Origin of the sequence: Streptomyces sp. NPDC101194, from assembly GCF_044767885.1 — a bacterium.
Classification (GTDB): domain Bacteria; phylum Actinomycetota; class Actinomycetes; order Streptomycetales; family Streptomycetaceae; genus Streptomyces.
Genome location: NZ_JBIWOS010000008.1, coordinates 52,225 through 65,364, shown reverse-complemented (window position 1 = coordinate 65,364; position 13,140 = coordinate 52,225). Strand labels below are relative to the sequence as shown.

At 70.1% G+C, this 13,140-nt stretch carries 11 protein-coding genes; 8 read left to right on the top strand and 3 right to left on the bottom strand.

From position 1 onward, the window contains the following. The first annotated feature begins 35 nt into the window (after nucleotides 1–35). Nucleotides 36–1,256 (top strand): MFS transporter, encoded by a 1,221-nt coding sequence (locus ACIRP2_RS26970; protein ID WP_404254567.1) that lies wholly within the window; start codon nucleotides 36–38, stop codon nucleotides 1,254–1,256. A 394-nt stretch (nucleotides 1,257–1,650) separates the two neighbouring features. Here ACIRP2_RS26970 and ACIRP2_RS26965 read toward each other — a convergent pair whose 3' ends face one another. Next, nucleotides 1,651–2,349, bottom strand: coding sequence for an SIS domain-containing protein (locus ACIRP2_RS26965; protein WP_404254565.1), 699 nt, complete (start codon nucleotides 2,347–2,349; stop codon nucleotides 1,651–1,653). A gap of 470 nt (nucleotides 2,350–2,819) precedes the next feature. Between ACIRP2_RS26965 and ACIRP2_RS26960 the strand changes: the two genes are divergently transcribed. Continuing rightward, nucleotides 2,820–3,467, top strand: a complete 648-nt coding sequence (locus tag ACIRP2_RS26960; RefSeq protein ID WP_404254563.1) for a class I SAM-dependent methyltransferase — start codon at nucleotides 2,820–2,822, stop codon at nucleotides 3,465–3,467. A 237-nt stretch (nucleotides 3,468–3,704) separates the two neighbouring features. On the opposite strand, the gene ACIRP2_RS26955 is transcribed toward ACIRP2_RS26960, so the two are convergent. Further along, nucleotides 3,705–3,941, bottom strand: a complete 237-nt coding sequence (locus tag ACIRP2_RS26955) for a hypothetical protein (RefSeq protein ID WP_404254561.1) — start codon at nucleotides 3,939–3,941, stop codon at nucleotides 3,705–3,707. Nucleotides 3,942–4,079: 138 nt separating this feature from the next. After that, nucleotides 4,080–5,183, bottom strand: coding sequence for a LacI family DNA-binding transcriptional regulator (locus tag ACIRP2_RS26950; protein ID WP_404254560.1), 1,104 nt, complete (start codon nucleotides 5,181–5,183; stop codon nucleotides 4,080–4,082). 226 nt (nucleotides 5,184–5,409) lie between these two features. Between ACIRP2_RS26950 and ACIRP2_RS26945 the strand changes: the two genes are divergently transcribed. From ACIRP2_RS26945 to ACIRP2_RS26920, 6 genes are read left to right on the top strand one after another with little or no spacing between them, the layout of a single operon-like run. Then, complete coding sequence (locus ACIRP2_RS26945; protein WP_404254558.1) at nucleotides 5,410–6,678, top strand: ABC transporter substrate-binding protein; 1,269 nt, start codon at nucleotides 5,410–5,412, stop codon at nucleotides 6,676–6,678. A 12-nt stretch (nucleotides 6,679–6,690) separates the two neighbouring features. After that, nucleotides 6,691–7,659, top strand: coding sequence for a carbohydrate ABC transporter permease (locus ACIRP2_RS26940; RefSeq protein ID WP_404254556.1), 969 nt, complete (start codon nucleotides 6,691–6,693; stop codon nucleotides 7,657–7,659). Further along, nucleotides 7,646–8,569 (top strand): carbohydrate ABC transporter permease, encoded by a 924-nt coding sequence (locus ACIRP2_RS26935; protein WP_404254554.1) that lies wholly within the window; start codon nucleotides 7,646–7,648, stop codon nucleotides 8,567–8,569. The genes ACIRP2_RS26940 and ACIRP2_RS26935 overlap by 14 nt, the downstream gene beginning before the upstream one ends. A 44-nt stretch (nucleotides 8,570–8,613) precedes the next feature. Next, nucleotides 8,614–9,378: an SDR family NAD(P)-dependent oxidoreductase gene (locus ACIRP2_RS26930; protein ID WP_404254552.1), complete on the top strand. Its 765-nt coding sequence runs from the start codon at nucleotides 8,614–8,616 to the stop codon at nucleotides 9,376–9,378. Further along, nucleotides 9,366–11,156, top strand: a complete 1,791-nt coding sequence (locus tag ACIRP2_RS26925; protein WP_404254550.1) for a heparinase II/III family protein — start codon at nucleotides 9,366–9,368, stop codon at nucleotides 11,154–11,156. The genes ACIRP2_RS26930 and ACIRP2_RS26925 overlap by 13 nt, the downstream gene beginning before the upstream one ends. Nucleotides 11,157–11,159: 3 nt before the next feature. Then, complete coding sequence (locus ACIRP2_RS26920; protein WP_404254548.1) at nucleotides 11,160–13,139, top strand: hypothetical protein; 1,980 nt, start codon at nucleotides 11,160–11,162, stop codon at nucleotides 13,137–13,139. The last annotated feature ends 1 nt before the right edge of the window (nucleotide 13,140 follow it).

Below are 13,140 nucleotides of genomic sequence, written 5' to 3'. Positions count from 1 at the left end.
AGGACAGAGGCCCGCCGGGCGATCACGGGAGGAACATGAAAGCCGCGGTTGAACAGTCGGAAACCCCTTTGGAACCACTGCGAGTTCCGGCTTTCCGGCGATTCGTCCTCGCCAATCTCGTCTCGGCGACCGGGTCTGCGATGGCTCCCCTCGCCCTCGCCTATGCGGTGATCGGGCAGGGCGGCGGGGCCGGGTCCCTCGGCGTCGTGCTGGCCACGAACTCCGCGCCGACGATCGTCTTCACCGTCGCGGGCGGCGTCCTCGCGGACCGTCTGTCGCGCAGCCGGATCCTGTTTCTGGGCAATCTCCTGTCCGCGGCCGCGCAGGCGATCCTCGCCGTGCTGGTGGCCACGCACCATGCGACAACGGCTTCGATCGCCGCGTGCGGCTTCGCGTCGGGGGTCGCCGTGGCCTTCACCGCGCCGGCCGCGATCGGCGTGGTGGGGCAACTCGTCGCGGCGGAACACCTGCAGCAGGCCAATGCGTTGGTCCGGCTGCCGAACAATGCCGTCAAGGCGCTCGCCCCCGTCGTCGGAGGTCTGATCGTCGCGGTCGGCGGCCCGGCGTGGGCCCTGTCCTGGGATGCACTGACCTTCCTGGTCGCGGCGCTCCTGCTGCTCGGCCTGCGGCTGGGCGCGCCGGCCGCGACGGGCAGCGCCCTGGCCGATCTGCGGGCGGGCTGGTCCGGATTCCGCTCCCGCACCTGGCTGTGGACGTACACCGCCGCCGGAACGGTCGTGGTCGCCGCATGGCTGGCCGGCTTTCAGCTCCTCGGCCCGGTCGTCGCCGCCGAGCACTACGCGGGGGCGCGCTTCTGGGGGCTCGTCCAGGGCGCGTTCGCGTTCGGGCTGTTCGCGGGGACGGTCGTGTGCCTGCGCTGGAAGCCCTATCGCCTGCTGGCCGTTGCCGTCGTCACCGGGGCCGGCCTCTGCCTGCCACCTGCGGCATTGGGAATGGGCCTGGGCCTGCCCTGGGTACTGCTCAGTGCCGTGCTCGCGGGCGTGGGGCTGGATGTCGCCATCGTGGCGTGGACCACCGCGCTCCAACAGCACGTGCCCCAGGAGGAGCTGGGTCGCGTGAGCTCGTTCAACGGCGTCGGGGAACGTATCGCCATCCCGCTCGGCTATCTCGTCACCGCGCTCGCCGCACATGCCTGGGCCGATCGGACCGTGCTCCTGGTCTGTGCCGGAGCCATCGCGGCCACGACGGTTCTCAACCTCTGTGTTCGGGACGTGTACCGCGTCAATCGCATCTGAGCGTGCGGGCGTGTGCTCCTGAGCCGGGCGTCGATGAGCGGGCGACATCGCTTCCGCGCTGCGCGGCCGTCTCGGCGACGACGATCTCGTCCGGGTCGTGGTTCAGGTGGTCGATGACCACGAGGACGTCCCACCGGCCGAGACCGGCCGGACCGCGGTCCGCTCCACACCGCGGCCCACAGGGTGACCACGTCGCCGCGGAGTCGCGAGAGGTGCAGCCCCGGGTACCGCGTCGGCAGATGCGCGAACCGGCCGCCGGTCCGGATGGCGCGACGCCCGGGGCGGGTCCACGGGCGCTGTGGCGTGTTCGCGCTCCTGTGAACGAGCCGCGCCGGTCCGGACGGCACGCGATCGCCGATCGCCGCGCTCTCGCCCTGTCTCGTCGACGACCGGGTCAGTAGGAGTGGTCGGCCGTGACGTCGGCGGAGAGATGGAGGGTCTGTTCCGCTGTGGTCGCGCGAAGGGTGAGAAGGGTCTGGGTGAGGGCGTCGACGGTGACGAGGTGGGCGATCCGGCTTGCTGTGGTTTCCAGTCCGAAGACGAGATCCTGCCCCCCGGCGACGAGAGTGTGCGTACAGGTCTCGCTCAGGGGCGACTGGGCATAGCTGGTGAGGCCGATGACCTCGGCTCCCGCGTGGCGGGCGCGGCGAGCGGTGTCGACGGTGCTGCGGGTGGCGCCAGTGTGACTGATGGCCAGGCAGACGGACCCCGGGGGCAGTTGGGCCGCGGCGAGCTGAGCGGTGAGGGAGTCGGCGGGGGCGTCGACGATGCACCCGAGGGCACGCAGGCGGTACGCGGCGTCGGCGGCCACGGCGGCGGAGAGGCCGGCCGCCGCGACCACGATACGGGGCGCGGTGTTCAGCGCGGTGGCCGCGGCGAGCAGCCGGTCGGCGGTCAGCGTGGTGGCGAGGTCGTCGAGGGCTTCGCGGGAGGCATGGATCGTGTCGGCCAGGGCGCGGGCGGCCGGGTCGTCGTGGGGGTCCGGCGCCGGCGCGCGGGTGGTGTCCTGGCGTGCCGCCGCGATCTTCAGCGACCTCGCGACCGTCGCCGCCCTGCGTGAGACCAGCATCCTCGTCGCGGCGCTGATCGCCACGCTGCTGTTCCGTGAACGCTTCGGCCGTCTGCGCCTCACTGCCGGCGCGGTCGTCCTCGCCGGCATCACCGTACTCGAACTCGCCCACCCCTGAACGCGGCTCCTCTTGCGACGCGTTGCGAACCGTCACACCGCGCCCGGCAGTTCCATGCCGCACCGGTGACGGCCCGCGTCGGGGGATGTCCCCGGTCCGATCCCGGGGTGCGCCGGGTCGTGCCCCGTCGAGGAGCGGAAATGGCGTCCAGCCATGACTTCGACTCCGCGGAGGCGCCTCGCCATGGCACTCGGTGTCGCTGCGCCGCTCGGCGCCGGGGTGGCCACCCAGGGATGGAGCCGCCGACGAGGATCCCTCCGAAGGACGGGACAATGGATGCGGGCTTCTGCGAGCCGGCGACGGCCGGGCGAACGGGCGGGAGTGGAGATCGCGATTCTCTCGGCTCTTCCCGGCGCCGGGAACTACTGTCACGAGCGTGATCGAACACGATGCTCTCAGTGCCACCCGCGAGGCCTACGACGCCGTTGCCCCCACCTATGCGCAGCTGTTCCGCGGCGAGCTGTGTGACAGACCCCTGGACCGCGCGTTCCTGGGGGCCTTCGCCGAGGTTGTCAGCGCGGGTGGCGGCGGCCGGGTCGCGGACCTGGGGTGTGGGCCCGGCCATATCACCGCCCATCTGGTTGAATTGGGGCTGGCCGCGTTCGGAATCGATGCCTCTCCCGCGATGATCGAGTTGGCTCGACAGGCCTATCCGGGTCTGCAGTTCGACGTGGGCTCGATGGCCGCGGTGAACATCGCCGACGGCGTGCTGGGCGGCGTGCTCTCACGTTGGTCCGTCATCCACACTCCGCCGCAGGAACTCCCCCTCGTCTTGGCGGAGTTCCACCGTGTGCTGGCACCCGGCGGCCACCTTCTGATCGGATTCTCGGCCAGCGACGATCCCTCTCACCCGGCACAGGTCTTCGATCACACGGTCGCACCGGCCTATCGGTGGTCGCCGGACCACCTCGCCGCGATGCTGCGCGAGTCCGGGCTGGCCGAGGTGGCCCGGATGGTGCGCGAACCTCAGCCCACCGACCGACGGCAGTTCCAGGAGATACACCTGCTCGCCCGCAAAGCCTGAGGGCTGTCCCGTCGTCCCTGGTGGATCAGCGCGCAACGTCGGATGCGGTGCATCACAAGACGGAGGAACGTCCGCGGAGTGGACGTATGCGGACGTTCCGACGAAGCGGCAAGGTGCCGTGGCTGTCGTCGCGCGCCCGCCGGGGGTTACGGGACAGCCCTTGAGCAGGGACCTGCCCGGCCGAGGAGATGCCCCCGTCCGAACGGGGAGCCTCGGGCTCCAGGCGTCGACTCGCGATCAGGGCCCACCGCCCGCTCGGGCTCCGATGTGACCGAACGAGGGAACTTCGAGGAACACCTTCGACGACCTGCGCTCCCGGCGGGCATCGTCCAGGACGATCCGTTCTTCCGCTGCGGCCAGGCCGACGTCCTCGCCGAAGGCGACATCGCGGCACCACCCGTCGCCGTGGGTGACGACCGAGAGGACGAGGACGCGGCTGCCGTCGGGGCGGTCGGCGCCGCGCAGGATCGCCACCAGCACAGCAGGTCGAAGGCGCAACCACGGGCGCCGCCCGGCCGGTTGTCACGAGCGACGAAGTCGACCAGGAGCCTTCGGACCAGGCAGGTGACGTGCACATCAACGGTGTCTCGCCCCGTAGTCCGGCCAACGCGCCTATGCCGTCCGCCCCGCCACCCGCTGCCCGGCTCCGCTCGGCCCGGGGACCGTGGCGGCCACGCCGGCCGGGGCCGTCGACTCCCGTACGACCAGCCTCGGCCGGATGAGCAGCGACCGCCCCGCCACCGGAGCCGAGTCGATCCTCGCCCGCAACTGCTGGAACGTCTCCGCGGCCATCTCCGGCAGCGGCTGGCGGACCGTCGTCAGCGGGGGCGCGAAGAGGTCGGCGAGGAGGATGTCGTCGAAGCCGACCACGGAGACGTCCTGCCCCGCGTTGCGTCCGGCGTCCTTGGCGCCCCGGCAGATCCCGATCGCGCACATGTCGTTGATGGCGACGAACGCGGTGGGCGGGCGCGGTCCGCCGAGGAGCTCCCTGGCGGCGTTCCGCCCCAGTTCGGCGGCGTCCTTGTCACCGAACTCGGCGGTGTCGGCGCCGGGCCAGACGATCGCGTCGGCCGGGTCGAGACCGGCCGACTCCAGAGCGGCCCGGAAGCCGCGCAGGCGCTCGCGCCGGTTCACGCTGTTGACCGAGCCGGAGACGAACGCCAGTCGGCGGTGCCCGAGTTCGATCAGATGACGGGTGGCGAGCTCGGCCCCCATCGCGTTGTCGACGCTGATGGAGGCCAGTGACGGCGGATCGCCCGCCTGCGCGGTGCGGTCGAAGGCGACCATCTTCAGACCGCGGCTCAGCAGCGGTGTCACATGGTCGAGCGAGGGGAGCGAGGAGCAGAGCACCACTCCGCTGACCCCGTCGGCCAGCAGTTCCTCCCCGTACTTGAGCTCGCGGGCGGGATCGCGCTCACTGTTGCAGAGCAGTACGTGATAGCCCTCGGCGAGCGCGATGGCCTCCAGCTCGCGGGCGAGCGCCCCCCAGAAGGGGTTGGCGACGGACGGCACGATGAGACCGATGACCTTGATGCGGCCGGTGCGCAGCATCCGGGCCGCGCGGTTGGGCCGGTAGCCGAGCTGCTCGATCACCTGCTCCACACGGGCCAGCGTGGCCGCCTGCATGCGGTCCGTACGCCCGTTGAGGACGTTGGAGACCGTGCTCGCGGAGACTCCCGCAGCCTCCGCGACCTGATGGATCGTTACCCCGCTCATGCCACCTCCGGTTCGGAACGCAACTGACCCTACCAGTGTATCGATTTACTGAACTCTGTTCACCGGTACACCTGTTAACACGCCTGAAAATTCATGTGCATCAGCTGTTGACGTCTCTCTTGAGGCGTTCCTAGCATCAGTGCATCGATTTACCAGCGCTTCTCAGCCATGGCTGGGTTGCCGTCGCTGGATCGATCCACAGTCTCCACCTCAAAAGGGGTGTCCCATGGAACTCAAAAGACGGTCGCTGCTCGCTGCCATCGGTGCCGGCACCGCTGTCGCCGCTCTCGGCGGATGCGGCACCGGCACTTCGGCGGCCGGCTCAGCAGACGGTCCCGTCGAAGGTGAGATCACACTGCTCACCCCGATCTACGAAGGCGCCGACGGCAAGACGCTGTTGGAGAAGGAGATCCTCGGCGGTTTCCGGAAGAAGTATCCGGACGTCAAGGTGAACGTGGACTACACCACGTACCAGCAGCTCAACGAGAAGATCACCACCGGACTGGCGGGCGGGCTGCTGCCCGATGTGATGATGATGGGGGTGGGCTGGATCCCGCCGTTCGCCGCGAAGAAGGCGATCGCCGAGCTGCCCGAGAAGTTCGCCACCGCGCACGACTACGAGAAGCGCGTGCTGGAGCCGTCCCGGTACGACGGCAAGCTGTACGCGCTGCCGGTCGTGCTCGACACCCGCATCGTCGTCTACCGCAAGGACCACTTCGCCGAGGCCGGCATCAAGAAGACCCCGGCGAACTGGGCCGAACTACGCGCCGTGGCCAAGCAGCTGACCAAGGACGGCCGGATCGGGTTCGACCCGTTCTCCATCGAACTGCGCCAGTGCTGGGAGACCTTCCTCTTCGCCAACGGCGGCCAGCTGTTCAGCGCGGACGGCAAGAAGGTGCTGTTCACCGACGCCCGCGGGGTCGAGGCGCTGCAGTTCTTCAAGGACCTCATCAAGGACGGCTCCGCCGTCTACGCCAAGAAAACGGAGCTCGGCGCCCCGACCAACGTACAGACCGGCAAGGCGTCGATGATGGTGACGAGCAGCGCGCTGTGGAAGCAGGTGGGGGACCAGGCGCCGGACCTGCTCAAGGACGACAAGCTCGGTGCGTTCATCCTCGCCAACCGCAGGCCCGCGATGCTCCAGGGCGGCACCCTCGTCACCCAGGCCGCGAGTTCGAAGCATCCCGCGGCGGCCCGCGCGCTCGTCGAATACCTCGCCGCGCCGGAGTCGATCCTCGGGGCGGCCAAGCAGCGCGGTTCGGTGCCAGGACTGAAGGACCTCAGCGACACCGGATACGTGAAGGAGAACAAGTTCGTCGACCTCTCCCTGCAGAGCATGGGCGACGCGTGCTCCGAAGGCGGCACCCCCGCCTGGATGGAGATCCGCGAAAAGATCAAGCCCACGCTGGAACCCGCGATCGTGGGCAACCAGTCCGCGAAGGACGCCATCGCGGAACTCGGCCGGCTCGCCGAGGCCGCCATCGGCCGGATGTAAGGACCCGTCACCGTGGGAACGACATCCGTATTGAAGGCGCGGCCCGCACGGCCCCCTTCCCCCACCGCACACCCGATCACGAAGAAGCGCACCGGCCGGACCCCCACCGGCCCCGGGCGCCGCAGGCAACGCGCCGGCATGCTCATGGTGGCGCCCGCGCTGCTGCATGCCTCGCTCTGGATCGGCCTGCCGGTCGTCGCGTCGGTGGTCCTGGCTTTCACGAAGTACGACGTGCTGACGGCGCCGCAGTTCGTGGGCCTGGACAACTTCCGGGAGATGCTGGACGACGCGGTCTTCCGCAAGTCCGTCGTCAACACCGTCGTCTACACCTTCTTCACCGTGCCGTTCGGCATGATGCTGGGGCTGCTCGTGGCCCTGGCCCTGCACACCGGACTGAAGGCGCGTGGGATCTTCCGTACGGCGGTCTTCCTGCCGCAGGTGACGGCGACCGTCGCGATCGCGCTGGTCTGGCTGTGGATCTACAACCCGGGCAACGGGCTGCTGAACACACTCCTGTCGTTCCTCGGGATCGACGGACCTGCCTGGCTGTCGTCGACCTCGTGGGCGATGCCGTCGGTGATCCTGGTCGGCATCTGGCAGGGCATCGGCATGAAGATGCTCATCTACCTGGCCGCGCTCCAGTCACTGCCGAAGGAGCTGTACGAGGCCGCTTCGGTGGACGGGGCGTCCAGGGTGCGGCAGTTCTTCTCGATCACCCTGCCACTGCTGAAGCCCGCGACGTTCTTCGTGCTCATCACGTCGATGATCAGCGCGTTCCAGTCCTTCGACCAGATCTACATCCTGACCGACGGCGGCCCGGCCAACAGCACCACGATGATGACGTACGAGATCTACAAGTCCGCCTTCCGGGAGTTCCGCGTCGGCTACGCCTGCGCGCAGTCACTGGTGCTGTTCGTGCTGCTGATGGGCTTCACCCTGGTCAACCGGCGGATCATGGGAGGCACCCGTGGCCACAACTGAGCTGCAGAGGCCGGGAGTCACGAAGCGGGACCGGCCCCGGGCCGACGGCAAGCCGCTGTCCGCCGGCCGGATCGCGCTCTATCTGACACTCACCGTCGTCTCGCTGCTGATGGTGGTGCCGTTCGTCTGGATGGTGCTCACCTCGCTCAAGACACCCGTCGAGATCGCCTCGCAGGACGCCGGACTCCTCCCGGAGCACTGGGAGTTCGGTAACTACATCGACGCGCTGAAGGCCGCGCCGTTCGCCACCTACGCCCGCAACAGCTTCATCATCGCGTTCAGCCACACCGTGATCAACGTGGTGGTGGCGTCGATGGCCGGGTACGCGCTGGCACGGATCAGGTTCCGCGGCAGCGAGGTCATCTTCTACCTCTTCATCGCCGCGCTGATGATCCCGACGTACACCAAGGTGCTGCCCGAGTTCCTGATCGTCCGCTTCATGCCGCTGGCCGGCGGGAACGACCTCTTCGGCCAGGGCGGCAGCGGCTGGCTGGACTCCTGGTGGGCGCTCATCGTTCCCGGCGCCGTCACCCCGTTCGCCGTCTTTCTCTTCCGCCAGTTCTACCTCGATCTCCCGGTGGAGCTGGAGGAGGCGGCCAGGCTCGACGGTCTGGGCGAGTTCAGGATCTACGCCCGGATCATGACGCCGCAGGTCAAGCCCGCGCTCACCACGGTGGCACTGCTGACCTTCGAGGCGTCGTGGAACAACTTCCTCTGGCCGCTGCTGGTGACCCGCACGGACAGCCTGCGGGTGATCCAGGTCGGACTCTCCGTCTTCAAGACGGAGAACGGCCCCCAGTGGCACTTTCTGATGGCCGGCACCACGCTGGCCACCCTTCCCATGGTCGTTCTCTTCCTCATCGGCCAGCGCTATTTCGTACAGGGCTTCGCAACCGCCGGTCTCAAGTGACCGGTTCCGGTCCACGCGACCGGCCATCGAAAGGTATTCACTTCATGTCTGCTGATCTCAACGGCTCCCGCGCGCTGGTGACCGGGGCAGGTCACGGAATCGGCCGCGCCATCGCCGTCGCCCTTGCCGAGGCCGGCGCCGATGTCGCCGTCCACTACCACTCCTCCGCCGACGAGGCCGGGAGGACGGTCTCCGCGATCGAGGCGCTGGGCCGCAGGGCGAAGGCGTTCAGGGCCGACGTCACCGTGACCGGCGATGTGGACCGGCTCGTCGAGGAGGCGACCGGCTTCCTCGGCGGTCTGGACGTCCTGGTCTGCAACGCGGGACATCTGATCGGGCGGGCGACGATCGCCGAGATGTCCGACGACCACTTCGAGCAGGTGCTCTCCACCAATCTGACGTCGACCTTCCGTACCGTGCGAGCCGCGCTGCCGCATCTGACGAAGTCGCCGGCCGGGCGCATCATCACCATGTCCTCGTTGGCCGCGCACAACGGCGGCGGCCCCGGTTCGGTCGCCTACGCGGCTGCCAAGGCGGGTGTCCGCAGCTTCACCAAGGGCCTGGCCAAGGAGATCGGCTCCACCGGCATCACGGTCAACACCGTGGCGCCCGGCTTCATCAAGGGCACCGCCTTCCACGACACGTTCACGGCGCCCGAGGCGCAGCAGGCGATGGAGGCGGGCATCCCGGTCGGCCGGGCCGGTACCCCCGAGGACGTCGCGGCGGCGGTCGTGCATCTGGCGTCGCCGTCGTCCGGCTTCCTCACCGCCACCACGGTGGACATCGACGGTGGCGTGTGGCCGCGTTGAGGCGGATCCCCCGGGAGCGGGGCGGCTGGTGGCACGCGTTCGTCTGCCCGGCACACGGTGTGGAGCTCGACCACGGTGATCTGCTCGCCGGGGTGTTCCCGGCCGGCGGTGCGCGCTGCGCGTACGGCTGCCGGGTGGACGACGAGTCGGTGCGCGGCGCCTGGCTGGTGCTGTCGCACCAGGCGTGGGCGCGGCACCTGAGGGTCCTCGCCCACCGGGGCGAGCGTGTCCTGGCGGTGGAGCGGCTCGTCGAGTACGCCGGTCTGTACGCGGAGCTGGCCACCGAGCGGCATGGCGAGGCGCAGTCCTGGATGCTGCGCGGCCGCCTCTTCCACCAGGCACTGACCGATGCGATCTGGGCCGTCACCATCGGGCACACCGTGATCACGCTCGCCGAGGAATCCACGGATCACCTGTCGGCGGTGCTGCCGCTCCTGGACGACCTGGAGCGGGCGGCGCTCGACGCCCGGGACGTGCTGACCGGCCAGGGGCATCTCGCCTCCAACTACACCGCGTGGCTCAACGCCGCCGGTGTGGCGGCGAGCCGGGGCGCAGCCGCGGTACGCGGAACCGAGTGGGACGGCGCCGAGCGCTGGCTGGAGGGCGGGCACGGGCTGTACGCGCACCTGCGGGTGGCCGTCGCCGAGGACGGCTGGGAGTGGGAGGGCAGCACCTACTACCACGGGTTCGTGCTGCGCGCCGCCCTGCTCGCGCTGCGCGGCACGGATCCGGCGGCCGTGCCGTCCGATGTGGTGGACGTGCTGGCCGGGATGACCGACGTACTGGCCTCGATCGCGACGCCGGGCGGGATTCTGCCCGCGCTGCACGACGGCCCGTATCTGCGCGCTCCGCTCGCTCTGGAGTGGCTGGAACTGGTTTCACTGGCACAGCAGTTGATGCCTTCTCCGGCCCTGGACGCGGTGGCCGGGCGGGCCCGTGCCGAGCTCGGCACGCACGACGACGGGCTCGACCGCGAACTGGGCGGCTGGTTCGCCGGTCCGCCGCTGCCGCAGCGGCCCGCACCCGGCCCGGTCACCGTGTTCCCGACGGCCGGATACGCCGTGCTGCGCCACGCGGGCATCCACGCCCTGCTGGACTTCGGTCCGCACGGCGGCTCGCACGGCCACCGCGACAAGCTCTCGCTCCTCCTGTACGGGGACACCACACCGTGGCAGCCCGACCCCGGTCAGGTGCCCTACGCGCACGCCGAGTTCCGCGATCTGTACGCATCCACGGAGGCACACCCCGCGTTCCGGGTGGACGGCATCGAACAGGCCGAGTGCACCGGGCAGTTGCTCGGATCGGACGGTTCGTCCGTCACCGCCGGGGTGACCACGGCGTACGAGGGAGTGCGCGCGGTACGGCGGGTCGCGCTCGGCGACGGCTATCTGGTCGATCTGCTGACCGTGAGTGCCGAGGGGGAACGGCGGTTCACCGCACAGCTGCGTCCCGGAGTCGCGTTGGACATCCAGCTCCAGGGCGCGGGCCCGGTGCGCACCACCTGGTACGGCGACGAGACCCTGCACGGCTGGCACACCCACACGCCGGGGCGGACCGTGCGCCCGGTCGCCCGGCCCGGCCCCGGCCCGGCCGACGATCCGCAGCGCATGCGTACCCGGATCGACTTCACCGCGGAGTCGGACCGGATCACCTTCGCCTCGGTGTACCAGGCGGCCTCGGCGGGCCCCGCCGTGACCGACGTACAGCTGGACGGTGACGGGGTGCTGACGGTCGCGCTGGCCGACGGCGGCACCGCACGATTCCGGACGGAGGACTGACCCTTGTTGCTCTCGGCGACCCCGCCGCCCGGCCCACGCCCCGCACAGGAGGCGCGGCTGTACGAGGAGGCCGCCCGCCACCGCGGGCTGACCCCGCCCCGTACGCATCCGCCGGCCAGCATCACCTGGCTGGGCCCCGCAGCCTCCAACCCGGCCCTGGCCCACCGGATCGGCGGGGACCCGGCCCATCTGGCGGAGAGCCGGCGCTGGATCGAGGCCGCGGTGCGGCTGCCGCACTGGGGCAAGGCCCATATGCCGGACCACGACCTGGACGCCGGCTGGCTGCTGCACCATCTGTCGCTCGCCTACCGGTGGATCGGCGACGCGCTGCCGGACGGGGTGCGGGCACTGCTGCGGTACAAGCTGCTGCTCCAGGGGCGGCGGATGTACGAGTACGCGGTGGCGAGCGAAGGCGGCTGGTGGTCTTCCTCGTACTGGCAGAACCACAACTGGATCTGTTACGCGGGTCTGGCCACGGCCGGCTACGTGCTCGGCAAGGAGGAGTGGACCGAGCGCGCCAAGGACAATCTCGGAACGGTGCTCGACCTGATGCCCGAGGACGGTTCGCACGCCGAAGGTGTCGTGTACTGGCGCTACGGCGTTCCCTTCCTCGCCATCCATCTGGATCTCCTCCAGGAGGCGGAGGGCATCGACTGGTGGGGGCGGGGCGGATTCCTCTCCCGCACGTTCCGCTACCGGTTGCACCAGATGGCGCCCGGCTTCGCGCTCAACGTCGACCACGGCGACTGCCACGACCGGCGCAGCGGGCACAGTGCCGCCCTGTACTACCGTCTCGCCTCCCAGTACGGCATCCCGGAGGCGCAGTGGATGGGTGAACTCGCCTCGGGTGAACTGCTGTGGCAGGAGGCCGCGGAGAGCGGGGTGCGGCCGGGAATCCTACCGGAGGCGTATCTCGAGCACCTCTGGTACGACCCGTCCGTGCCGAGTGCCCGGCCCACGGAGACCAGGGCGTTCTTCCCGGATCTCGGACTGCTGGCGGCCCGAACCGGATGGGACGAGGACGCCACGCTCGTCTCGTTCAAGGCGAGCCCCGGCGGCGGACACAAGGCGTGGGAGACATCGGCGAAGCATCGGGCCGAGCGGGGCTGGGAGACTCTGAACCAGGGGCACCACCACCCCGATTCGGGCTCGTTCGTGCTGGTCTCGCAAGGGGCGTTCCTCGCGGTCGACGAGGGTTACAGCAACCGCAAGCGCGCCGCGCACCACAATCTGCTGCTGGTGGACGGGCAGGGCTACGCGGACGAGGACCGCTACCACGTCTACAAGGACATCCCGTACGAGCGGCAGGCCCGGCAGCGCGATGTGCTCGTCTCCGCCGACTGCGGCTGGGCACATGCCACGGCGGAGGTCGCCGCGATGTACGACCCCGGGCTCGGGGTGCGGCGGCTGGACCGGACGCTGGTGTTCACACCGTCGGGGCGGCTCGTGCTGCTGGACCTGGCGGAGGCGGACACGGAACGGGAGTGGACGTTCCTGCTCCAGACCGACCGGCCGACCGAGCCGCAACCTGACGGCAGCCGGCTGATCCGGTCCGGGGCGGCCTCGGCGCTGGTGCGGCGGTTCGCGCCGCTCCACGCCTCGGTCGTCTCCGAGGCCACCGAGGTCGAGGCCAATCCGACGTCCAGCACGCCGGAGCTGCGCCTCACCCGCACGCTGCACACACTGCGCGCGACGACCGCGCGGTCTTCGCACGGGATCTTCCTCACGGCGATCGTGCCGGGCGCCGAACCCGTCCCGGTGGAACGGATCGTGTGTACGGAGGGCCAGGGCGTGGCCTTCGGCGAGGAGACCGTCCTCCTCTCCCCCGTCGCCCGCCGCATCCGTACCTCCGCCGTCTCGGCCGACGCGGCGGCGGTGCTGCTCGGTGGCGACGGCCCGTACGCGGTGGCGGCCACCCGGCTGGAGCTGGACGGCCGGGTGCTGCTCGATGTCCCGGAGCCGTACACGGGAAAGGTCGGCTGAT

Bases quoted from the DNA above. Each gene is read 5' to 3' on its own strand.
- ACIRP2_RS26970 (WP_404254567.1), top strand. From the start codon at position 36: ATGAAAGCCGCGGTTGAACAGTCGGAAACCCCTTTGGAACCACTGCGA.
- ACIRP2_RS26950 (WP_404254560.1), bottom strand. From the start codon at position 5,183: ATGAGCGGGGTAACGATCCATCAGGTCGCGGAGGCTGCGGGAGTCTCC.
- ACIRP2_RS26945 (WP_404254558.1), top strand. From the start codon at position 5,410: ATGGAACTCAAAAGACGGTCGCTGCTCGCTGCCATCGGTGCCGGCACC.
- ACIRP2_RS26930 (WP_404254552.1), top strand. From the start codon at position 8,614: ATGTCTGCTGATCTCAACGGCTCCCGCGCGCTGGTGACCGGGGCAGGT.